Source organism: Hydrococcus rivularis NIES-593, assembly GCF_001904635.1.
Classification (GTDB): domain Bacteria; phylum Cyanobacteriota; class Cyanobacteriia; order Cyanobacteriales; family Microcystaceae; genus Hydrococcus; species Hydrococcus rivularis.
Map to the genome: position 1 here is coordinate 35,267 of NZ_MRCB01000030.1, position 19,910 is coordinate 55,176.

Annotated in this window: 23 protein-coding genes; 16 read left to right on the forward strand and 7 right to left on the reverse strand. The window is 44.3% G+C overall.

The annotated features are described in order from the left end of the window. Positions 1–520: 520 nt before the first annotated feature. Positions 521–1,015 (reverse strand): hypothetical protein, encoded by a 495-nt coding sequence (locus NIES593_RS18840; RefSeq protein ID WP_073601045.1) that lies wholly within the window; start codon positions 1,013–1,015, stop codon positions 521–523. A gap of 11 nt (positions 1,016–1,026) precedes the next feature. After that, the gene (locus NIES593_RS18845; protein WP_073601046.1) at positions 1,027–1,698 is read right to left on the reverse strand and encodes a hypothetical protein; all 672 of its coding nucleotides are present in this window, start codon (positions 1,696–1,698) and stop codon (positions 1,027–1,029) included. A gap of 178 nt (positions 1,699–1,876) precedes the next feature. Here NIES593_RS18845 and NIES593_RS18850 point away from each other — a divergent pair, with 178 nt between their 5' ends. Next, a complete protein-coding gene (locus NIES593_RS18850; protein ID WP_073601047.1) occupies positions 1,877–2,260 on the forward strand; it encodes an endonuclease domain-containing protein in 384 nt (127 codons plus the stop codon). On the opposite strand, the gene NIES593_RS18855 is transcribed toward NIES593_RS18850, so the two are convergent. Next, complete coding sequence (locus NIES593_RS18855; RefSeq protein ID WP_073601048.1) at positions 2,247–2,765, reverse strand: thiol-disulfide oxidoreductase DCC family protein; 519 nt, start codon at positions 2,763–2,765, stop codon at positions 2,247–2,249. The genes NIES593_RS18850 and NIES593_RS18855 overlap by 14 nt on opposite strands. 48 nt (positions 2,766–2,813) lie before the next feature. Beyond that, entirely contained in the window at positions 2,814–4,982 is a 2,169-nt protein-coding gene (locus NIES593_RS18860) for a Tex family protein (protein ID WP_073601049.1), read from the reverse strand. 346 nt (positions 4,983–5,328) lie between these two features. Between NIES593_RS18860 and NIES593_RS18865 the strand changes: the two genes are divergently transcribed. The 11 genes from NIES593_RS18865 to NIES593_RS18915 all read left to right on the forward strand — a co-directional run bounded on the left by NIES593_RS18865 (position 5,329) and on the right by NIES593_RS18915 (position 10,123). Continuing rightward, complete coding sequence (locus NIES593_RS18865) at positions 5,329–5,562, forward strand: hypothetical protein (protein WP_073601079.1); 234 nt, start codon at positions 5,329–5,331, stop codon at positions 5,560–5,562. Positions 5,563–5,753: 191 nt separating this feature from the next. Further along, a complete protein-coding gene (locus NIES593_RS18870; RefSeq protein WP_073601050.1) occupies positions 5,754–5,987 on the forward strand; it encodes a hypothetical protein in 234 nt (77 codons plus the stop codon). Positions 5,988–6,238: 251 nt separating this feature from the next. Beyond that, positions 6,239–6,364 carry a hypothetical protein gene (locus tag NIES593_RS25300; protein ID WP_281250766.1) on the forward strand — a complete coding sequence of 42 codons (126 nt, stop codon included), beginning with the start codon at positions 6,239–6,241 and terminating at the stop codon, positions 6,362–6,364. Between the two features lie 198 nt (positions 6,365–6,562). Continuing rightward, a complete protein-coding gene (locus NIES593_RS18880; RefSeq protein ID WP_073601052.1) occupies positions 6,563–6,796 on the forward strand; it encodes a hypothetical protein in 234 nt (77 codons plus the stop codon). 198 nt (positions 6,797–6,994) lie between these two features. Then, complete coding sequence (locus NIES593_RS18885; RefSeq protein WP_073601052.1) at positions 6,995–7,228, forward strand: hypothetical protein; 234 nt, start codon at positions 6,995–6,997, stop codon at positions 7,226–7,228. Between the two features lie 160 nt (positions 7,229–7,388). Then, positions 7,389–7,658 (forward strand): hypothetical protein, encoded by a 270-nt coding sequence (locus tag NIES593_RS18890; RefSeq protein WP_073601053.1) that lies wholly within the window; start codon positions 7,389–7,391, stop codon positions 7,656–7,658. A 240-nt stretch (positions 7,659–7,898) separates the two neighbouring features. Next, positions 7,899–8,108, forward strand: coding sequence for a hypothetical protein (locus tag NIES593_RS18895; RefSeq protein WP_073601054.1), 210 nt, complete (start codon positions 7,899–7,901; stop codon positions 8,106–8,108). Between the two features lie 125 nt (positions 8,109–8,233). Next, positions 8,234–8,449 (forward strand): hypothetical protein, encoded by a 216-nt coding sequence (locus NIES593_RS18900; protein ID WP_073601055.1) that lies wholly within the window; start codon positions 8,234–8,236, stop codon positions 8,447–8,449. A gap of 102 nt (positions 8,450–8,551) precedes the next feature. After that, the gene (locus tag NIES593_RS18905) at positions 8,552–8,761 is read left to right on the forward strand and encodes a hypothetical protein (RefSeq protein ID WP_015143698.1); all 210 of its coding nucleotides are present in this window, start codon (positions 8,552–8,554) and stop codon (positions 8,759–8,761) included. A gap of 29 nt (positions 8,762–8,790) precedes the next feature. After that, positions 8,791–9,030: a hypothetical protein gene (locus tag NIES593_RS18910; protein ID WP_073601056.1), complete on the forward strand. Its 240-nt coding sequence runs from the start codon at positions 8,791–8,793 to the stop codon at positions 9,028–9,030. Positions 9,031–9,358: 328 nt separating this feature from the next. Then, on the forward strand, positions 9,359–10,123 hold the full coding sequence (locus NIES593_RS18915; RefSeq protein WP_073601057.1) for a peptidylprolyl isomerase: 765 nt from the start codon (positions 9,359–9,361) through the stop codon (positions 10,121–10,123). Here the strand turns inward: NIES593_RS18915 and NIES593_RS18920 are convergent. Next, the gene (locus tag NIES593_RS18920) at positions 10,076–10,936 is read right to left on the reverse strand and encodes a hypothetical protein (protein WP_073601058.1); all 861 of its coding nucleotides are present in this window, start codon (positions 10,934–10,936) and stop codon (positions 10,076–10,078) included. The two genes, NIES593_RS18915 and NIES593_RS18920, sit on opposite strands and share 48 nt — an antisense overlap. A gap of 275 nt (positions 10,937–11,211) precedes the next feature. Here NIES593_RS18920 and NIES593_RS18925 point away from each other — a divergent pair, with 275 nt between their 5' ends. The 4 genes from NIES593_RS18925 (at position 11,212) to purF (ending at position 17,559) form a co-directional block, all read left to right on the forward strand. After that, complete coding sequence (locus tag NIES593_RS18925) at positions 11,212–12,294, forward strand: ATP-dependent 6-phosphofructokinase (protein ID WP_073601059.1); 1,083 nt, start codon at positions 11,212–11,214, stop codon at positions 12,292–12,294. A 116-nt stretch (positions 12,295–12,410) separates the two neighbouring features. Beyond that, positions 12,411–13,451 (forward strand): hypothetical protein, encoded by a 1,041-nt coding sequence (locus NIES593_RS18930; protein WP_073601060.1) that lies wholly within the window; start codon positions 12,411–12,413, stop codon positions 13,449–13,451. Between the two features lie 128 nt (positions 13,452–13,579). Next, a complete protein-coding gene (purL, locus tag NIES593_RS18935) occupies positions 13,580–15,889 on the forward strand; it encodes a phosphoribosylformylglycinamidine synthase subunit PurL (RefSeq protein ID WP_073601061.1) in 2,310 nt (769 codons plus the stop codon). 179 nt (positions 15,890–16,068) lie between these two features. Further along, complete coding sequence (purF, locus tag NIES593_RS18940) at positions 16,069–17,559, forward strand: amidophosphoribosyltransferase (RefSeq protein ID WP_073601062.1); 1,491 nt, start codon at positions 16,069–16,071, stop codon at positions 17,557–17,559. 109 nt (positions 17,560–17,668) lie between these two features. On the opposite strand, the gene NIES593_RS18945 is transcribed toward purF, so the two are convergent. Further along, positions 17,669–18,025, reverse strand: coding sequence for a DUF760 domain-containing protein (locus NIES593_RS18945; RefSeq protein ID WP_073601063.1), 357 nt, complete (start codon positions 18,023–18,025; stop codon positions 17,669–17,671). A gap of 192 nt (positions 18,026–18,217) precedes the next feature. Then, positions 18,218–19,786: a photosystem II high light acclimation radical SAM protein gene (locus tag NIES593_RS18950; RefSeq protein ID WP_073601064.1), complete on the reverse strand. Its 1,569-nt coding sequence runs from the start codon at positions 19,784–19,786 to the stop codon at positions 18,218–18,220. Positions 19,787–19,910 lie beyond the last annotated feature (124 nt).

Here is a 19,910-nt window from a genome sequence, read left to right on the forward strand (position 1 = left end):
TTAAAATTCAATATTCTCTAACGTCTTCAATGGCAAATTCTTTATTGTTTTCTCCTTCTAACATTTTTATCGATCGATTTATCATTGTTGTCCGATCGCCAAAAAAGATTCACATTTATAGCGATATTCGAGCGCGATCGCAAACTTCTAAAGAACCTTTTCTAAAGCAAACAATCTGAATTCGAACGGCTCGCTCACTTCCTTAACTTGAGCGATTTTTTTGCATAATTCTAATCTCTCTTTTGCGATCGCAATTTGCTTGCGGCAGCCCCCCAACAAGTCACCAATCTTGGCATTGCTTTCTAACTCCCATGTCCCTACTGCTTCAATGGGTTGAGCCGTGCGATCGCCTTAATGGATGTTTGGAAAATCCAAGATAAGTATAATTTGTCATTGGTCGCGCAATGAAATGGAGCGAAGAATCCCGATTTTTTCGGCATCGGCTGAGATGCTTGACTTCGCTGCACTACGTTAGGAAAAAGCCTTACTCCCAGAGATGCTGACTAATTGCGAATTAGTATTACTCTTTGTTAAGAACATGTCTCTTCAAAAGGGATAGTATTTCACCAATCTCGGTGCGCATAATCTTAAGTTCGCTTTCAATTGCATTGAGGCGTTCTGGAACTGAAATTTTGGAGCGATCGACGGGAAACGGGTTTGGGGCAGATACAGTGTTAAGTTTCTTGACAAGTTCTGCCCAGCTACTCGCTTTTAGTCTAAAATGGGTTTTTGCTTCACGTAATGTTTTAAACTGTTGCTTAAGTAAGTCAACAGTATAAATTTTTTTCTGATGCACCTGAGTTTGCCGATCTATATCTTCCTCAACCATATCGACAACCTCATCAATAAGTCGGTCATGATTTTCGGCAATTTTAGCTGCCGCGCTCAGTATGCGTGAAGTTGCTTTGATTTGCACTTCGGTTTCCTGTTTGAGTCGATCTGCAATACTGCGAACTCGATCGCCTAACTTCTGTTTGCGTTGTGTACGTGCGATCGGTACTGGTTCTTGACTCATGGACATATTTCCTATTCGGCAAGGATCTCTTTAATAGCCAACCAGATACGTTGAAATTTTTGTAGCAGACCAACCGGAGTGTTTGTTGATTCTTCTTCAACGGAATCGACTAATTGTTGAATTCGATCCATTCGCTCGGCAAGAATATAGAGATTATTTACTGCTTCCTCCTTTCTTTCGAGGGAATCGCGTAACACAATAGTCATTTCACCTATTTCTCTCTTCAAGCGTTCGTTTTCACGCTTGCGACGAGTTTCCCATCCCTTAATGCTGGCTTTTGAGCGTCGTTCGTATTTAAGTTCTTCTTTAACCTCGTTGTACAGAGTTAAATACTGCTGCCGTTGAGCGTCTGCCTGTTGGTATTTAGTTAGCCATTCAGTGGCTTTGGCTTTTTCTTCATTGTAAAGGCAGAGAGTTTGTTGATGCTTTTGTTGTTCCTCGATATAGAGTTGATAATTCTGGGTTACACGTTCCTGCCACTCATTAACCTTTAATTGATAAGTAACGAGTTGCGTGGCAGCTTCTTCATTCTCTTTTGCCTTCTGTTTCCACTCATCTCGCTGTGCCCGAACGTTCGCCAAAAGCTGTTCTAGTTCGCGAGGAGGTATAGGCTCTTTCTTCCGAGAGCGGGGATTGTTGAGAGCGTTGTCATCATTAGGTGTTCGGCGATCTGCTCTTCGCATTGGCTTAGCGCAATCTCCAATGTGAATATTTTTTTTACATCATTCTTTTAAATCTAAAATACTTAGGTTTAGTCATTACCGTCATCAGTATTTATTCTGATGATTCATCAACGATCGCAACTCAAGTCAAAACTCTACAATCTATCACCCCTTAAAAAGGGGGCAGGGGGAATCTTTTATGACCAAGTTCAATAATGATAACTTTTATCTGCCCTACAATCGAAATCTGGTAGAGCGAGCGAAGCAACTTCGCAAAAACATGACTGCTGCCGAGAAAAAACTATGGTACGGGTATTTGAGAACTTTTAAATTGCGAGTATTGCGACAAAGACCAATCGACCATTTTATTGTCGATTTTTATTGTCCTAGCTTGAAGCTGGTTATAGAAATTGACGGAGAGAGTCATTTTACAAATGATGCTCAAAAATATGATGCAGCACGAACTCAAAAATTAGAGGAATACGGTTTACAGGTTGTGAGATTTACGAATCAGCAGGTTTTGAGAGAGTTTGAGATTGTATGTGAGAACCTTGGAAGTTTGATCCCCCCTAACCCCCCTTAAAAGGGGGGGATATTGAGAAATCTGTTTCAGACAAGCGACAGCGACCTTGTGTTGCACACTCAAGACGCTTTTGACGATCGGCGACAATCGTTTCTAAATTCGATCGCCCGGTAAGAGCAAGTCGCCAGTCAGCCCAAATTCCATAGATAAGATCGGCGATCGCGCCGATGATAGGTAATTTAGTAAAAGAATAGACCCAGCCCATGTCGAGTATCTCATAAACTTGGCGAAAGACTTCCATGTTTTTGATGATAGTTCCGTCGGGAAGCAGAGCGTGGATTCTTCCCATCGCCGTTTCAAAGTCAATCCCGCCGTTTTCTTGGGGAGTATAATTGTCGTCGGCAATGTTGACAAATGCAATTAGCCCTCGACCTGCATCTCGTTTTTTGAGAAAATTAACTTCTCGTACGCACAAGGGGCACTCGCCATCATAGAGCAGCTTGATTTTCCATGATGGTGTTGCTGCTTTAATTGGTTTATTAAGCTGAGTTTCTAAAGGTTGCATAGGGGAAGTGCGATCGCTTGATTTCTCTCGTTAATATTTTAAGAAATATTAAGAACAATTGAGTTGTTTCATCGATAAGCCAATCCGCTTTAGTTGCTCATTCACTTCTAGGACGCGCACTTTCACCACCTGTCCCACTTGGACGATTTCTTTGGGATCTTTAACAAAGCGATTCGCCAGTTGCGAAATATGCACCAATCCATCCTGATGAACGCCGATATCGACAAATGCGCCGAAATTGGCGACATTAGTGACAATTCCTTCCAATTCCATTCCTGGTTTAAGATCGCCGATTTCTTTAATCCCTTCTTTGAAAGTGGCATATTTGAACTCAGATCTCGGATCTCTGCCAGGTTTTTCTAATTCCTTAATGACATCTTGAAGAGTAGGTAAGCCAACCGTATCGGTAATAAATTGTTTGAGATCGAGAGATTTAAGTCGCGCACTCACTTGGGTAATTTGCTTGAGAGGAACTTTTAGAAATGCCGCGATCGCTTCTACAACCGGATAACTTTCGGGATGGACGGCTGTATTATCTAAAGGATTATCGCCATCGCGAATGCGCAAGAAACCAGCCGCTTGCTCGAAGGCTTTGGGTCCGAGTTTCGAGACTTTTAAAAGTTCTTGGCGATCGCGAAAGGCACCATTGCGATCGCGATAGGCAATAATATTGTTGGCAATGGTTGGCGTAATCCCAGATACATAAGTCAGCAGTTCTTTGGAAGCCGTATTGAGATCCACTCCCACATAGTTAACGCAGCTTTCTACCGTCTCGGCTAATTTTTGCTTGAGGAGCTTTTGCTCGACATCGTGCTGGTACTGCCCGACACCGATTGACTTAGGCTCGATTTTGACCAACTCGGCAAGGGGATCTTGCAACCGTCTGCCAATACTGATTGCTCCTCGGACGGTTACGTCGAGATCGGGAAATTCCGCCCTTGCTACTTCACTGGCCGAATAAACGGATGCTCCCGATTCATTAACGATGACTTTAATCGGCTTCTCTTCTATTGTTTTCAAAACTTCTGCAACAAACTCGTCGGTTTCCCGCGAAGCAGTGCCATTGCCAATGGCGATTAACTCGATGCGGTACTTCCTCAGAAGCTGTTTGATAGCTTCACTGGCTTTAGTTCGCTCGCCCGGGCCAGAATGGGGAAAAATGGTTTGATATCCCAAAAATTGTCCGGTTGCCGAGAGAATAGCGACTTTGCAACCCGTGCGGAATCCGGGATCGATCGCCAGTGTTGGCTTCATTCCGGCAGGAGAAGACAATAAGAGATGGCGTAAATTCACCTCAAAGGTTTTAATCGATTCGAGATCTGCCCATTGTTTGCGTTCCGATCGCACTTCTCGAATGAGAGACGGCTTTAACAAGCGATTAAAAGCATCTTTGAGCATTCCTCGGTAAAAATCTCGAATAACGGGATTTTTAGTGCGAATTTCTTGCGCCTCCAAGTAGGACAACGCTGTCGCTTCATCGAAGGCAATCTCTAGCGAGAGAATTCCTTCCGCTTCTCCCCGAAACAGCGCCAGCAGATTGTGAGGGGCAATTTTACTAACGCTATTTTGGTAATCTCGGTATAGCTCAAACTTAGTGCTGCCTTCGGGATAATCGGCTTTGATGCGCGAAACAAACATGCCCGATTTGAGGATATAATCGCGCAAGTAAGCACGTAATTCGGCTTTTTCGGCAACTTTCTCGGCTAGGATGTCGGCAGCGCCTCTGAGGACATCTGCTACTGTCTCTAGTCCTTTGTCTTTAGATAAGTATTGAGTAGCTTCTGGTTCTAGCGCTTTAATAATAGCGTCTGGACGGTTGAGCGACTCGATGAAGGCGGCGAGTGGTTCTAATCCTTGTTCTCGCGCTACTGTGGCTCTGGTTCGGCGTTTCGGCTTGTAAGGCAGATAGAGATCTTCTAGTTCGGTTTTATTCAAGCAGGCTTCTATCTTGCTCTTAAGCACGTCAGTAAGCTGGTTTTGCGCTGCGATCGCGTCTAAGATAGTGGCTTTGCGATCTTCTAACTCGCTTAGATAATTAAAGCGATCGCATAGATTTCGCAGTTGCACTTCATCGAGAGAACCCGTCCGTTCTTTTCGATAGCGAGCAATAAAGGGTATGGTTGCTCCTTCGGCTAACAAGTCAAGAACATTGGCAACCTGTTGGGGTGAGTAAGAAAACTCACTAGCAAGAACCTGAGTCAGATTGAGCTTGGGCATACTAGCAATAATATCGTTACTCTCCTCTATTGTGGCGGAGAATTGAGGATTTTCGCTCGACTCGCCAACATCGCCTGCCTGCGATCGCCTTACCTATTCCCCACACTGTATCAAATGTAGTTTGATGCTAGCTGCATTCTATTTAGCATCAAAACTTTACACAAAAATCAAAAATTTAATTAACAATAATCAATAATTTAGTTGGTAATTTTTGCCGTTTTCTTGCGTCAAATTAAATATTTTTGCCAATTTGGCATCTAATCATTATTCGATTAGTTTACATTAGATATTGTCAAAACAAAAGGGATTTGCACCCGAAACCAAAAAAATAAAAGGAGAAAAAACAATGATTATTGCCGATATCAACTACATCGAAGCTATTGAAACTAACGAAGTTCAAGGAGGTTCTTTGATTCTGCCTCCTTTCTATACCGCACTGGCTAATGGTGCGGGTACGTCAACAGCTTTTGGCACTGCTTTAAGCTTTACCAATGTTGCAGTACTCACTAATAGCCTTGCTCTGCCCAATCACAAAATGTCTGCTTCTGGTGTTGTAGCGATCGCCGGCGCAACCGTATAACCAGTCGAGAAAGCTGCCCAAACCTAGAGGCGAGAACAGATGAAGAGCAAAATTTCTCAAACGTTAATCTCTAGGTTGGCTGGGTATTCTTACCAAATTAACAACTAACCATTAACTGGATTAGTTCTCTTTATTGTCAAAGCTAAAAAGTTTCCTCAACTCAAAACCTAAAAACTAGAAGGAGAAAAACAATGATTATTGCCGATATCAACTACATCGAAGCTATTGAAACTAACGAAGTTCAAGGAGGTTCTTTGATTCTGCCTCCTTTCTATACCGCACTGGCTAATGGTACGGGTACGTCAACAGCTTTTGGCACTGCTTTAAGCTTTACCAATGTTGCAGTACTCACTAATAGCCTTGCTCTGCCCAATCACAAAATGTCTGCTTCTGGTGTTGTAGCGATCGCTGGCGCAACCGTATAACCAGTCGAGAAAGCTGCCCAAACCTAGAGGCGAGAACAGATGAAGAGCAAAATTTCTCAAACGTCAATCTCTAGGTTGGCTGGGTATTCTTAAGCAAAAAGGCAACTAACCATTAATTGAGCTAGTTGCCTCTACTACCAAAGCTAAAAAGTTTCCTTAACTACATAGAAGTAGTTGAAGCCAACGAAGTTAAACAAAACTCGATCCTTCTTGCTACTTCTATCTTTACTTTACTATCTACTGGTATGGGTATGTCAACAGCTTTTGGAACGGCTTGGGACTTTACCGATATCCAAAAAGTTACCAAAAGCTATGCTCTACCCAATCACAAATATTCTGCTTCTATTGTTGGAGCAGTTTCAAGCGTAATCGTGTAACCAATCGAAAAATCTTCTTCAACCTGGAAATTATTGCACAGATGCAACTTAAAGCATTCCTCGAACATTAATCTTTAAGTTGGCTAGATATTTCTGCCAAATTGGCAACTAACTATTAATCCGATTAATTACATTAGATATTGTGAAAACAAACGAGTTGCCAGAACTCAAACCCCAAAAATAAAAGGAGAAAAAACGATGATTATCAACGATCTTAACTACATCGAAGCAGTCGAAGCTAACGAAGTTCAAGGAGGCGCTCTTCCTACTGTTCCTACCTTCACTGCCCTAGCTCTTGGAAATGGCGCTTCAACCGCTTTTGGAACCGCGTTGAGCTTCACCGACATCAAGTTGAAAACCGACAGCGTTGCTCTCCCCAACTACAAATTCTCTGGTTCCCAAGTTGCTGGAATCGCCGGAGCCACCGTATAACCAGTCGAGAAGGCGGCTTAAACCTAGAGGTTATTGCACAGATGAAACCAAAGAATTTCTCGAACATTAATCTCTAGGTTAGCTAGATAATTGTGCCAAATTGGCAACTAATTAGTGACTGGATTCATTCCTAAAAATAATTGTCAAATCTAAAGAGTTTTCCGAACTCAAAACCCAAAAATAGAAGGAGAAAAAACGATGATTATCAACGATCTTAACTACATCGAAGCAGTCGAAGCTAACGAAGTTCAAGGAGGCGCTCTTCCTACTGTTCCTACCTTCACTGCCTTAGCTCTTGGAAATGGCGCTTCAACCGCTTTTGGAACCGCGTTGAGCTTCACCGACATCAAATTGAAAACCGACAGCGTTGCTCTCCCCAACTACAAATTCTCTGGTTCTCAAGTTGCCGGAATCGCCGGAGCCACCGTATAACCAGTCGAGAAGGCGGCTTAAACCTAGAGGTTATTGCACAATTGAATATCGCTAGGTTTATTCGACAAAAGCCAAGCAAAGGCTGGAAATCTTAACGAGATAAAAGATTTCCAGCATTTTTTAAATCTAATTAAAACTCTGAACACTTAGAGAGGTAGCTGTGATTATTTTCGATTTAGAATACGTAGAAAGCATTCCCAAAAATACCAATTTGCGGGGAGGAATGATAGTTGCTAACGCAGCAGGTATGCTATTTTACACCGAAGCCTTAGGAGGAAGTATTTTAGGTACTTCTGGTATCTTATACGGCGCCTCGGCGATAGGTAGTAAAGCTGCTTCAGCAACGGGTACAAATAACAGCTATATAGTTGTGAGTGAAACTGGGAGTGCATCTGGCTCATCTTCAACTTCTATGTCAATTGCTAGATGATCGATAGTTTCTATTCGATAGAAATTTTAGAGAGGACTCTGCAAAGATGACAATAATAATATTTTTAAATTATTGTCTCAAATGCAGAGGCTCTCTTTTTGAATCAAATTAGTATTTCCAAATATTAGAGGACAAATGCAAATATTCAGTCTTCTGAAATGGAATTTAGCTACTTAGATAAAGAATAAATTATCTAGCTACTAGAATAAAATAAACCTGTATTAAGCTTAGGAGCAAAGAATGATAATTGCTAACTTAGACTATTGGGAAGAACTCGATCGCCAGATCGATGTATCAGGAGGAATTTCTATAGCTCAAATATCTGTCAATGCTTTGGCTAGGGGAGCCAATCTATCCCTTAGCAATGTTGAAAGCAAAGCCTTTGTCTTTTCATTTCCTGAAATTAAGGTTTCTCAAGTTTTTGTATCTTCTTCCTCATTGGCTGGTTAATTTAAATTTTTCAGGGAAGTAAACAATCGAAAGTTGATTTAATGCCAAAATGGCAACCTTATCTCTAGTTTCCTGTTTATATTATAAGAACATAGATTGTTATTGAAATTCACGGAGAAACCACAATGATTATTTCTGATTTAGAGCATTTAGAAGTTGTTGCCGAAACAAAAGAAGTTGAAGGTGGAGCCGCAATCGTAGGAATTGGGAGTTTTACAGGTCTAGCCCTGGGATTTAATAATGCTGCTATGGTGTTTCCAGTGTTTGAGCCTCTTGCCGTTAGCTCGCCAGGAAGCAATATTGCTGGTCTTAAATTCTCATTCTTGGCACAAGCCGAGTAAAGTTTGGAATGTAGACTCAGACAATGTTACTAAACCTGAGGAGGTAGTCTGCACGTATGCTTCCTCAGTTATTCTTGCAAGTTGAAGGTAGGTAAACAAAGCATGATTATTTCCGATTTAGAACATTTAGAAGTTGTATCACAAAAAGCCGAGCCTGACGAACTCAACCAAGTTAATGGTGGCTTGATTCAGATAGCCGCATTCGGCTTTAGTCTCGCTCAAGGGCAGAGCTTTGCTGGAAGTATCGTTAATGTTAAGACTGTGGCGATCGCTCTAGCACCCAGCTTCCCCGCTTTCGGTTTTGGATCTTAACATAATTCGTAACAATAGGGAGACAGCTAATGAGTCATTTAATTATTGAAGATCTCAATTTCTGCCAAAGGGAATTGCCCGAACAAGAACACATTCAAGGTAGCGGTATTAATAGTGCCTCTTTCTTTGGATTTGCTTTTGATTTCGCTAAGGATTTTGCTTTTAAGCCATCTGGGGAAGCTGCTGCTGGTTCGGCTATAGCAATCGCCCTAGCGATTGGCGGTCACTCATTCAACATAGGAGTGGGCACTGGAACCGCATCGGGCTAGACTCAAACAGAGACACACCCGCTAAACTAACATTTAGTTGTGGTGTCTTCTGTCAAAAGAAAACAATAAGGAGACACCCAGCTAGTTTTTCACCTTCCCCAATCGTAAGGGAAAATGAAAATTTTATTTAAGAGTCCGTTACTCAAAAGCACGGGAGGGGATGAATTAGGGGAGATAATTCAGGGTGGACTTAGTGGTGAAAAGTAAACTCATTGGCAGATGCTGATTAGTAAGGGTAAAAAATAAAAATTCATCCACTAATTCAGGCTCCCCAGAAGTTTGTCTACTTTTTTAGGTACGATCGAATCGGGGAGATTTTGTGTTTATTATGGCTAACGATCTGACAGCATCAATCGAACTCATAGAGATTGTCGATCACCTCAAAAAAAATATCCAGCTTAAAGAAGCCTGCAATAAAATTCTTTATCAAAGGATCGTTAATCGGGCTGCACGAGAGCGAAATCTAGTGGTTACGCCAGAAGAGATTCAAGCCGAGGCGAACCGCCAACGTCGCGAAAAGCGTTTGGAGAAAGCTGCTGACACCTTTGCGTGGCTGACGGAAGAAAAAATTACCCCCGAAGATTGGGAAGCCGGAATTCGCGATCGCATTCTTACTAAAAAGTTAGCAGAATCTCTTTTCTCAAAGGAAGTCGAGAAACTTTTTGCCCAAAATCGTCTGAATTTCGAGCAGGTTTTACTCTATCAGCTCGTCGTTCCCTACGAAAGACTTGCCTGGGAAATCTTTTATCAAATTGAAGAGGAGGAAATGAGCTTTTATCAAGCAGCTCATCTCTATGACATAGACGAAAGACGCAGGCATCAGTGCGGTTATGAAGGAAAGCTCTATCGTTGGAGCCTCAAACCCGATCTTGCTGCTGTCATATTCAATGCTCGTGCCAGAGAAGTCATTAACCCCATAAAAACCGAGCAAGGATATCACTTACTCTTAGTAGAAGAATTCATTCCTGCCGAACTAACCCCTGAAATCTATCAAGAAATCATCGACAAGATGTTTGCAGAATGGTTGGCGAGCGAATTAAACTATCTACTTCATAATTCTTCTGAGCAACAATACGCTACTCAAGCCCAATAAGCCTATTAAAGCAAACTGATTTGAGGGCTCGGGCACTTTCACGCAAATATTTAACTTTTTAGAAGACTCACCACAGGATTTGTTCCTCGTTACAGCTACTAAAGTGAGTTGGGTACTTTCTGGAAAGTAACGTTGAAATGACCCTTGAACTAAAACTTGATAAGATTCTTGAATCCCTCCTAAAAAGGGCAATTCAGATACTTGATTCAATCTGAAGTTATTTCCCGGTGTGAGGCTAAAAAAATCAGAATCGCTAATTTCGGTTAAATCCGTATTTAAATTAGCAAAAAGGTTAAAAGAGTCGAAAGCTTTCAGGTTAAGGCTGTCGATTAAAAGAATAGATATATCTGCATACGTACTAGCAGCTTCATCTTGTCCTCGCTCGATCGCGTTAACTAAGCCTAAAAGAGCAGTAAAATCAAAGCTAAATTGCCGATCTGCTGCTATAAAGAATTGACCGACAAATCTGGATGATATTTTTAAATCTCCCAAGTAATCGCTACCCGATCCCAAAACTTGAGATTGAATATTCGATTGTGCAAAAACTAGGGAATTTTCCGCCTTAAAAATACTATCGACATCAAGCTTGGCTTGGACCGCTCCTTTCCCCTTATCAGAAATGGTTTTTGAGTTAAAATCCTCATAAAAAACCCCAATATCTTGAGGAATTTGATTAAAATTATCGAGTTTTAAATAAGTTTGAGAAGCGCTAAAAATAGCAGCATAACCGGGCAATGTAGCGACAGTAGAGCCAGTTACGATTGAAGCAAAAAACAACAATAATTGTTGGTTTATTTTCAAGCGATTTCTCATGGGTTTTTCTTGAAAGATAATACCATCCTAGATATTTAGAGCTTTCCAAACATGAAGCCTCAGTAAAAATGCAGTTGTTCTTTATGAAGCTCGTGTAAACTTTTCAGGAAAACCGCTGGGCGTACCGAGCGCTATCTCAGTTTTTTTTACTCGTCCGAATGCTCCTCGATCTCACGATACTTATTTTTTGTAAATTTCTAGAGAATTTCTTAACGATGACTCGATCGCGCCCGGCGAGCCTAACAATAGATTAGTCGGTCACGAAAAGCAATGATATGGGCGAGCGAAAACGAATAGGGATTCTCACCAGCGGAGGCGATTGCGCTGGTTTAAATGCCGTTATTAGAGCCGTTACCCGCTGTGCTGTTGACGTTCACGGATGGGAAGTGCTCGGGATTTGTAGGGCAACTCAGGGCTTGATGAGTCGTCCTCCGCAGGTAATGCGCCTAGAACCACACAAAGTCGATCCCATCCTCATGATGGGAGGTACGATCTTGGGCACGACAAACAAAGGCGATCCCTTTGCCTTTTCCATGCCCGACGGTAGCGTGCGCGATCGCTCTCCAGAGATTATCGAAGGCTATCATTTGCTAGACTTAGATGCCCTCATTGGCATTGGCGGCGACGGCAGTTTAGCCATTCTTCGCAAACTAGCACAACAGGGAGGCATCAAACTCGTCGGCATTCCCAAAACCATCGACAACGATGTCGGCATAACCGAACGATCCATTGGCTTTGATACCGCCGTCAATATTGCCACAGAAGCGATCGATCGCCTGCACTTCACGGCGGCAAGTCACGATCGCGTCATGATCGTCGAAGTCATGGGACGCGATGCCGGACATATTGCTCTCAACGCCGGCATCGCGGGCGGCGCTCACATTATTCTGATCCCAGAAATTGCTTATAAGATAGAAAATGTCTGCCGCTATGTCAAAAAACGCCAAGCCCAAGGACTAGATTACTCCATTGTCGTCGTTTCAGAAGCAGTTTGTACGGAGGCGGGAGAGACGATCGAGCAGACCAAGTCATTGGGCGAATGTCGATTGGGAGGAATCGGTCAGTATCTAGCCGATCGCATTGCCAAAGGAACGGGTGCGGAAACCAGAGTCACCGTTTTAGGACATACTCAGCGAGGCGGCATCGCTTCTCCCCTCGATAGAATCTTAGCCTCTTCTTTTGGGGTTGCTGCTGTAGAACTCATCGCCGAGGGCAAGTACGACCATATCGTGACTTGGCAAAACCGACAAATCATAAGCGTGCCAATCGCACAAGCCATTCAAAATTACCGGGTTGTCGATCCCGAAGATACTTTAGTTAAAACAGCGAGAGGCTTAGGCATTTGTTTGGGCGATTAACAATCGGCTTGTCCCTTACGAAGTAGCTCCCAGGCACAACCACCATGAACGTAAAACCCGAATGGTATGATTAATGAGCCGATTTTTTTCATCTGTTCGATTCAACTCATCCTGTCATGACTGCGACTCCTCCTTCTCCCGACGAAATTGTTGCTGCCTTAGAAACTCCGGTAGACTTTGACTTTCAGCTACCCGATCCGGAAGATGAGGAGATACAAGAAGCTGAGTTTCAACAGCAGTTGGATGCGATTTGGAAACTCTGCGATCGCTTCGATCTGCAAACCGACATTTGGCGAGGACGGATTTTACGGGCAGTGCGCGATCGCGAGAAAAAAGGCGGCGACGGACGGGGGACGGGGTTTCTCAATTGGTTAAAGGCGCGAGAAATTACCAAAAGTCAGGCATATGCCTTAATTCAACTAGCCAATAGTGCCGATACTCTCTTGGCAGAAGGAACGCTAGATCCTAAGTCGATTAATAACTTTAGCAAGCGTGCCTTTTTAGAAACGGCGAAATCTGCCCCAGAGGTACAAAGACTGATCGGCGAAGCCGCACAAAAAGGCGATCGTATTACTCGTCGAGAAGTGAAGCAACTTTCCGATGAATGGACGGCGATGAGTTCGGAATTATTACCAGAGGAAGTCAAGGAGAAAGCCGCGCAAGGATCGCTTCCTCCTCGACACCTCGCCCCTCTCGTCAAAGAGATGGAAAAGTTACCCGATATTCATCTCAAACCCATTCAAAAAGAAATTGCCGAGAGTCCCGATCTCGATACAGTCAAGCATATGACTTCATCGGCAAGAAGTTTAGCCAAATATCTCGATGCGGCGGCACAAGTCCAAACCCTGAAAAACTCTCCTATCGATTTGGAAATGGCACTAGAAGAGGCGTTGCGGCTAGATTGCTTGAATACAACAGCCGACTTAGTCAAACAGGCAACCCAACTCGAACAAACGGTAGCCAAACTCTACACGACTTGGAAGCGTCTCGGCAGCCTCTCAGACCGATTATACGTAGATACGGGAGCAAGCAATCCAAATTTGCGATCGCTCCTTACTACCCTAGAAGTCCTCACTAGCGAAGTCATTGAAGTCTCATTAGACGAAGCCGGCGATCGCGCGGTACGTCTGAGAATAATGACACAAGGAAATTCTTAAACCCCTCACCATTTCCTCCTCCCGTCGCCTATCTAACGACAAAAGGCGACGGGACAAGGACCTCGGTCTTATCTTGTTAAACTTCAAAACAGATACAATTAAATCTGTTCCATCAGTCAAAATCTCTCATGTCCGCTCCCTTTTCCGATCGAGAAATCGCCGACGAAGGTATTAAGCCCGAAGAATACGAAGAAATTGTCAAACGCTTAGGTCGCCATCCCAATAAAGCTGAATTGGGAATGTTTGGCGTAATGTGGTCGGAACACTGTTGCTACAAAAATTCCCGACCCCTATTGAAGCAATTTCCCACAACGGGCGAACGCATTCTCGTCGGACCCGGAGAAAATGCAGGCGTAGTAGACTTAGGAGACGGACTCAGATTAGCTTTCAAGATTGAATCCCACAATCACCCCTCCGCCGTCGAACCCTTCCAAGGCGCAGCAACCGGAGTCGGCGGCATTCTCAGAGATATCTTTACCATGGGGGCGCGCCCCATTGCGATTTTGAACTCCTTACGCTTTGGTTCCCTAGACGATGCCAAAACTCGCAGACTATTTGCTGGCGTAGTTGAAGGGATAGCACACTATGGTAACTGCGTGGGAGTTCCCACTGTTGGCGGCGAAGTTTATTTCGATCCCGCTTACTCTGGCAATCCCCTTGTCAATGCCATGGCACTCGGATTGATGGAAACGCCGGAAATCATCAAATCTGGCGCGTCAGGTGTTGGCAATCCGGTTTTATACGTCGGTTCTACTACGGGTAGGGACGGCATGGGAGGGGCTAGCTTCGCCAGTGCGGAACTATCAGATCGGTCTATCGACGATCGCCCTGCGGTACAAGTCGGCGATCCTTTCCTGGAAAAATCCCTCATCGAAGCTTGTTTGGAAGCTTTTAAAACAGGTGCAGTCGTTGCCGCACAAGATATGGGTGCGGCAGGAATTACCTGTTCTACCTCGGAAATGGCAGCCAAAGGCGGCGTAGGTATCGAACTGGATTTGGATAAAATCCCCGTCCGAGAAACGGGTATGATTCCCTATGAATATCTCCTCTCGGAATCCCAGGAAAGAATGCTTTTCGTAGCCCACAAAGGACGAGAGGGGGAGTTAATCGATATTTTCCACCGCTGGGGACTGCATGCTGTCGTCGCGGGAATCGTGATAGAAGAACCGATTGTCCGCATTCTTTTTAAAGGAGAGGTCGCTGCCGAAATCCCAGCAACCGCTTTGGCAGAAAATACTCCTATCTACCATCGGGAACTCTTACAAGAACCGCCAGAATATGCCAGAAAAGCTTGGGAGTGGACGGCGGATTCTCTTCCTCCCTGTAACGCCCAAGGAATTGTCTCCAATTGGAGACAAAAATCTTGGAATGAGATTTTATTGCAACTGCTAGATACTCCTACCATTGCCTCGAAACGTCGGGTATATCGGCAATACGACCATCAAGTTCAGAATAATACCGTTATCGTTCCTGGCGGCGCAGATGCGGCAGTTATCCGAGTTCGTCCCGTCGATGGGAAACCGGATGCGTCAAGAATTGGCGTGGCAGCTACAACGGATTGTAACGCCCGCTATGTCTATCTCGATCCCTTTGAGGGAGCAAAAGCGGCTGTAGCAGAAGCCGCCCGAAATCTAAGCTGCGTCGGTGCCGAACCGCTAGCCGTTACGGATAACCTCAATTTCGGCAGCCCAGAAAATCCCATCGGCTACTGGCAGTTAGCCTCGGCTTGTCGAGGAATTTCTGAAGCTTGTCGAGAACTAAAAACGCCAGTTACAGGGGGAAATGTCTCTCTCTACAACGAAACCTTGGATTCAGACGGAAAACCCCAACCGATCTATCCTACTCCCGTTATTGGCATGGTAGGACTCATCCCCGACATTACCAAGGTCTGCGGGCAAGGGTGGAAGGCACAAGGAGATTCGATCTATTTATTAGGAGTCTGGAATTTATCGCTAGGAGGTTCGGAATATTTAGCAACCGTCCATGGAATCGTTGCTGGCCAGCCGCCCGTGGTGGATTTTGAGCTAGAACGTCGCGTCCAGGAAGCTTGTCGTTATGGAATTCGTCAAGGATGGATAAATTCGGCGCACGATTGTGCCGAAGGCGGTCTAGCCGTGGCGCTGGCGGAATGTTGTATTAGCGGTCGATTGGGGGCAGACATTCATCTCCCAGAAAGCGATCGCCGATTTGATGAAATTTTATTTGGAGAAGCGGCTAGTAGAATTGTGGTTTCGGTCAATCCTCAATGTAAAGACGGATGGGAGTCCTATCTGAACGAACAGTTGGGCAATAATTGGCAGCAAATTGGCGTGGTAACGAGCCAAGACAATAATTTTAGGGTTACTACGGATGATAACCATCGGGCGATCGACGTTACAATTAGTAACATGATGGAATGTTGGGCTACTGCTATAGAGCGTCGCTTAAAACAGATTTAAGCCAGCGGCGATTTATTAAAAAAACTGATACTAAATCCCTCAAAATCTTGACTATATTCCTGCTAAGGTAGGGTTAAAGAAATGTTAAGCGAGCTGAATCATTTATCGATGGCTTGCTAGTTGCTCTCTATTCCAATTGCCCAACGATTGACTGCCATTACCAGGAGCTAAACTATCAGATGATCGCCCAAGAACTTCCTAACCCTGACGAATCTCTTTCTAGCGCTCATTGTTGCGAAAGTCAGCCCGCCGATAAACCCGAGGAAGCTTGCGGAGTATTCGGCGTCTATGCGCCAGAAGAAGAGGTTGCTAAGCTAACTTATTTTGGTTTATATGCGCTACAGCACAGAGGACAAGAATCGGCAGGCATCGCTACTTTTGAGGAAGACCAAGTTCATCTCTATAAAGACATGGGGCTTGTCTCTCAAGTATTTAAGGAATCTATCTTAAACAAAATGCCTGGAATCCTGGCAGTAGGACATACTCGCTATTCAACTACGGGTTCGAGCCGCAGGGCAAATGCACAACCCGCCGTCGTTGAGACGCGCTTGGGTTCGCTTGCCTTGGCACACAATGGTAATCTTGTCAATACTCCAGAGCTGCGCCAGGAGTTAGAAAAGCGCGGGGGTAATTTTAATACAACCACAGATTCAGAGATGATTGCCGTCGCGATCGCTCAAGAAGTCGATCGCGGTAAAGAGTGGCTAGAAGCGGCAATTAGTGCGTTTCAATTGTGTTCGGGCGCGTACAGTTTGGTAATTGGCACGCCTGTTGGGTTAATGGGCGCGCGAGATCCCAACGGCATTCGTCCCTTGGTCGTCGGAACCATTGGCGAAGATCCGGTGCGTTACGTTTTGTCCTCAGAAACCTGCGGCTTAGATATTATCGGGGCAGACTACCTGCGGGATGTAGAACCTGGGGAATTGGTCTGGATTACCGAAAAGGGATTGGCTTCTTTCCACTGGTCGCCAAAACCGGAGAGAAAGCTATGTATCTTTGAAATGATTTATTTTGCCAGACCCGATAGCATTATGCACGACGAAACCCTCTACACCTATCGGGTGCGATTGGGTCAACAACTAGCCAGAGAGTCTTATGTAGAAGCCGATCTAGTTATGGGAGTGCCCGATTCCGGAGTTCCTGCGGCGATTGGGTTTTCTCAGGTTTCTGGAATTCCCTACGGCGAAGGCTTGATTAAAAACCGCTATGTCGGCCGCACCTTTATTCAACCGACGCAGCACATGAGAGAATCCGGCATTCGCATGAAACTCAATCCTCTCAAAGATGTTTTAGCCGGAAAACGAGTGATTATCGTCGATGATTCGATCGTGCGAGGAACGACTAGCCGCAAAATCGTTAAAGCGTTAAGGGAAGCAGGAGCCAAAGAAGTCCATATGCGAATTTCTTCTCCTCCAGTGACTCACCCCTGCTTTTATGGCATCGATACCGACACGCAAGATCAACTGATTGCGGCAACCAAATCGGTAGAAGAGATCGCTCAACAACTAAGGGTCGATTCGCTTGCTTATCTTAGCTGGAAAGGAATGTTAGAAGTCACCGGCGAAGATCCCAATAGTTTTTGTTCGGCTTGTTTTACGGGAGACTATCCGATTCCCGTTCCAGAAAATGTCAAGCGTTCCAAATTAATTCTAGAAAAGATCGAAGCTTAAACGCGGGCAAAGAACCCGACTTTCGAGCGAGAGACGGGTTATCTAACTCCTAAAACTAGCAACTAGGGGAAAGCGAGTTGTAGAAATGCAGATAGATGGGAAGCTAGCCTTAGATATTTTTGGGTGGCTTAGAATTGAAAGATTCGGAATTCGACCAAGCTGCCTCTAGATTTCGGCGTTGTTCTATTTGAGAGAGAAAGTAACCTGTCATCATGGCTGAGGCAAGAAGATTTGCCAGATTTTCTCGATCTGTCGTAATTTGAACCTGAAAATCTTCCGAAGGCAACATCCCAACTAGCCCTTGTACATTTTGGGCGATCATTTGTTTAATTTCTGGACTAGCCGATTGAGCAACCCGTTCTAAAACTTCAGGATTCTGTCTCTGAAGGTATTGCATCAATGAATTAGATTCCTGTTGTTCGGCTTGCTCTGATTCGGAAGAGAAGAAGTCAAAATTAAAGATCATTAGCACTCCAAGGTAACTGAACTTATATTCCTCTCTATTCTCACTATAACTTTCGCTCGATGAGAATGGAGGGGATTCCCCTTGTTCTATCATGTTAACGCTATTGGCACTCAGTCGGGGCAGTGAGGGAGGTGGAAAGATGAAAGAGTGGGTTTGCGATCGCAACCCACTCAACAAAACCATAGAGAAAAATTAAACGGCAACTAACGCTTTTTCCCGATCTTCTATTGGTGCAGTTAATGCCTCTTCTAGATCGGCGCAACCCAACCTTTGTTCGAGAATTTTCATCACTTCTCGCCCGAAATCATTAGGATTGTGTTGCCAAGCTTGCAAGCAAACTTCGCCAAAGAAAGAACCCAGAGGTTCTGGATTCCAAAGTAATTTCTTCGCCGTCCAAGGCATCAAACTCATGGGATTGTAGCCCGGTTTGAGAATATTATTCTTGAATGCATAGTCTTCTAAATGGGTATGGGGTTGCAACCCAATAAAGAAGATGGCAGGTTCGACTTTATCTACCCCAAAAATTCGCTCTAATTCACGATGATAAGCGATGGTTTGGCGGATGGTATCGAAGGTTTCATCGATGACGTTAAAGGAATAATTCACCGAGACGAGATCGTTAAATCCAGCCGCCTTTAAATCTCGACAATTTTGCAAGACGGTGCGAAGGTTGTATCCCATGCGCATCTTGCGGACTAATTCTTGCGAACCGCTAGTGATCCCGATTTCAAAATAGTTCATTCCGGTTTTCACCATCAGATCGCACAATTGGGGAGTGAGATTGTCGGCGCGAATATAAGCTGCCCAGTGAATATCCTTCATCCGGGCATCGACGATTTTTTGCAGGAGTTCGATCGCGTCGTCGATAAATTTTCGCGCCGGGATAAATTGTGCGTCGGTAAACCAGAAATTGCGAATGCCGCGATCGTAGAGTTGCCGCATCTCCTTGACTACCTCGTCGGCGGGATTGATGCGTACCTGTTTTCCTTCTACAACAGTATAAATGCAATAGCAACAATTGTGGGGACAGCCGCGCTTGGTTTGTACGCCGATGTAAAAGTCATTTTCTTGCAGGTAATAATTAAATTCCGACCAGATCTTTTCGATATAGTCGTAGTCGCACGCAGTTTTCTCGAAGGGAGTCGGATTTTCGTGGATCATGCGCGATCGCGGTTTGGTTTCTCCTACGACATAACAGCGTTCGTCTGAGAAATCTTGCCCCCGCAATAATTTTTCTAGAAGGGCTTCTCCTTCGCCTACCGAAACGATCGTTCCTTGAGGCAACTGCGTTTCCAGTTGCTCGTAAAATACGCTGACGGCACCGCCGCCAACAACGACGCGAGCATCATTATTATACCTTTTCGCCCGCTTGAATCCGCGCTTAATCAAGCCCAAATTGCGCCAGAGTTCTCCGTAGTAAGCCGTTGTGACTTTGAGTCCTCCCAATGCGCCTCGCAATCTGATAAGAGGATTTTTGGCATAATAAAATTCAAAAGCATTTTGTAGGGGGTTGCCGCCTCTTCCGCCGACTGGGGCATAGATTTGGATGTCTCGCCAGGAAAAAACGAGTAAGGTAGGTTTAAATTCATCGATACAGCTATCTAAAGCGCCTTTAAAATCTAGCGGCGGTACGGTTCCCAAATCGAAGATTTTTTGTTCGATCGCTGGAAAAACCTTATGAACGCGATCGGCTAGATAAACGACTCCGATGGGAAAAATCGGGTTGCAAGGAAGACGAACATAGAGAATTCGCTGTGTCATGGTTCTATAAATTTGTTATAGAGGTTTGGAATCGCTAAAAACAAAACAGCTTTTTATAAGTTCTATTTATATTTGCTTCTATTGTTGTTTTTTTTAAGGAGTCGCCGGGTTAAGCGTTATGTTA

Bases quoted from the DNA above. Each gene is read 5' to 3' on its own strand.
- NIES593_RS18840 (WP_073601045.1), bottom strand. From the start codon at position 1,015: ATGAGTCAAGAACCAGTACCGATCGCACGTACACAACGCAAACAGAAG.
- NIES593_RS18845 (WP_073601046.1), bottom strand. From the start codon at position 1,698: ATGCGAAGAGCAGATCGCCGAACACCTAATGATGACAACGCTCTCAAC.
- NIES593_RS18850 (WP_073601047.1), top strand. From the start codon at position 1,877: ATGACCAAGTTCAATAATGATAACTTTTATCTGCCCTACAATCGAAAT.
- NIES593_RS18855 (WP_073601048.1), bottom strand. From the start codon at position 2,765: ATGCAACCTTTAGAAACTCAGCTTAATAAACCAATTAAAGCAGCAACA.
- NIES593_RS18860 (WP_073601049.1), bottom strand. From the start codon at position 4,982: ATGCCCAAGCTCAATCTGACTCAGGTTCTTGCTAGTGAGTTTTCTTAC.
- NIES593_RS18865 (WP_073601079.1), top strand. From the start codon at position 5,329: ATGATTATTGCCGATATCAACTACATCGAAGCTATTGAAACTAACGAA.
- NIES593_RS18870 (WP_073601050.1), top strand. From the start codon at position 5,754: ATGATTATTGCCGATATCAACTACATCGAAGCTATTGAAACTAACGAA.
- NIES593_RS25300 (WP_281250766.1), top strand. From the start codon at position 6,239: ATGTCAACAGCTTTTGGAACGGCTTGGGACTTTACCGATATCCAAAAA.
- NIES593_RS18880 (WP_073601052.1), top strand. From the start codon at position 6,563: ATGATTATCAACGATCTTAACTACATCGAAGCAGTCGAAGCTAACGAA.
- NIES593_RS18885 (WP_073601052.1), top strand. From the start codon at position 6,995: ATGATTATCAACGATCTTAACTACATCGAAGCAGTCGAAGCTAACGAA.
- NIES593_RS18895 (WP_073601054.1), top strand. From the start codon at position 7,899: ATGATAATTGCTAACTTAGACTATTGGGAAGAACTCGATCGCCAGATC.
- NIES593_RS18900 (WP_073601055.1), top strand. From the start codon at position 8,234: ATGATTATTTCTGATTTAGAGCATTTAGAAGTTGTTGCCGAAACAAAA.
- NIES593_RS18905 (WP_015143698.1), top strand. From the start codon at position 8,552: ATGATTATTTCCGATTTAGAACATTTAGAAGTTGTATCACAAAAAGCC.
- NIES593_RS18910 (WP_073601056.1), top strand. From the start codon at position 8,791: ATGAGTCATTTAATTATTGAAGATCTCAATTTCTGCCAAAGGGAATTG.
- NIES593_RS18915 (WP_073601057.1), top strand. From the start codon at position 9,359: ATGGCTAACGATCTGACAGCATCAATCGAACTCATAGAGATTGTCGAT.
- NIES593_RS18920 (WP_073601058.1), bottom strand. From the start codon at position 10,936: ATGAGAAATCGCTTGAAAATAAACCAACAATTATTGTTGTTTTTTGCT.
- NIES593_RS18925 (WP_073601059.1), top strand. From the start codon at position 11,212: ATGGGCGAGCGAAAACGAATAGGGATTCTCACCAGCGGAGGCGATTGC.
- NIES593_RS18930 (WP_073601060.1), top strand. From the start codon at position 12,411: ATGACTGCGACTCCTCCTTCTCCCGACGAAATTGTTGCTGCCTTAGAA.
- purL (WP_073601061.1), top strand. From the start codon at position 13,580: ATGTCCGCTCCCTTTTCCGATCGAGAAATCGCCGACGAAGGTATTAAG.
- purF (WP_073601062.1), top strand. From the start codon at position 16,069: ATGATCGCCCAAGAACTTCCTAACCCTGACGAATCTCTTTCTAGCGCT.
- NIES593_RS18945 (WP_073601063.1), bottom strand. From the start codon at position 18,025: ATGATCTTTAATTTTGACTTCTTCTCTTCCGAATCAGAGCAAGCCGAA.
- NIES593_RS18950 (WP_073601064.1), bottom strand. From the start codon at position 19,786: ATGACACAGCGAATTCTCTATGTTCGTCTTCCTTGCAACCCGATTTTT.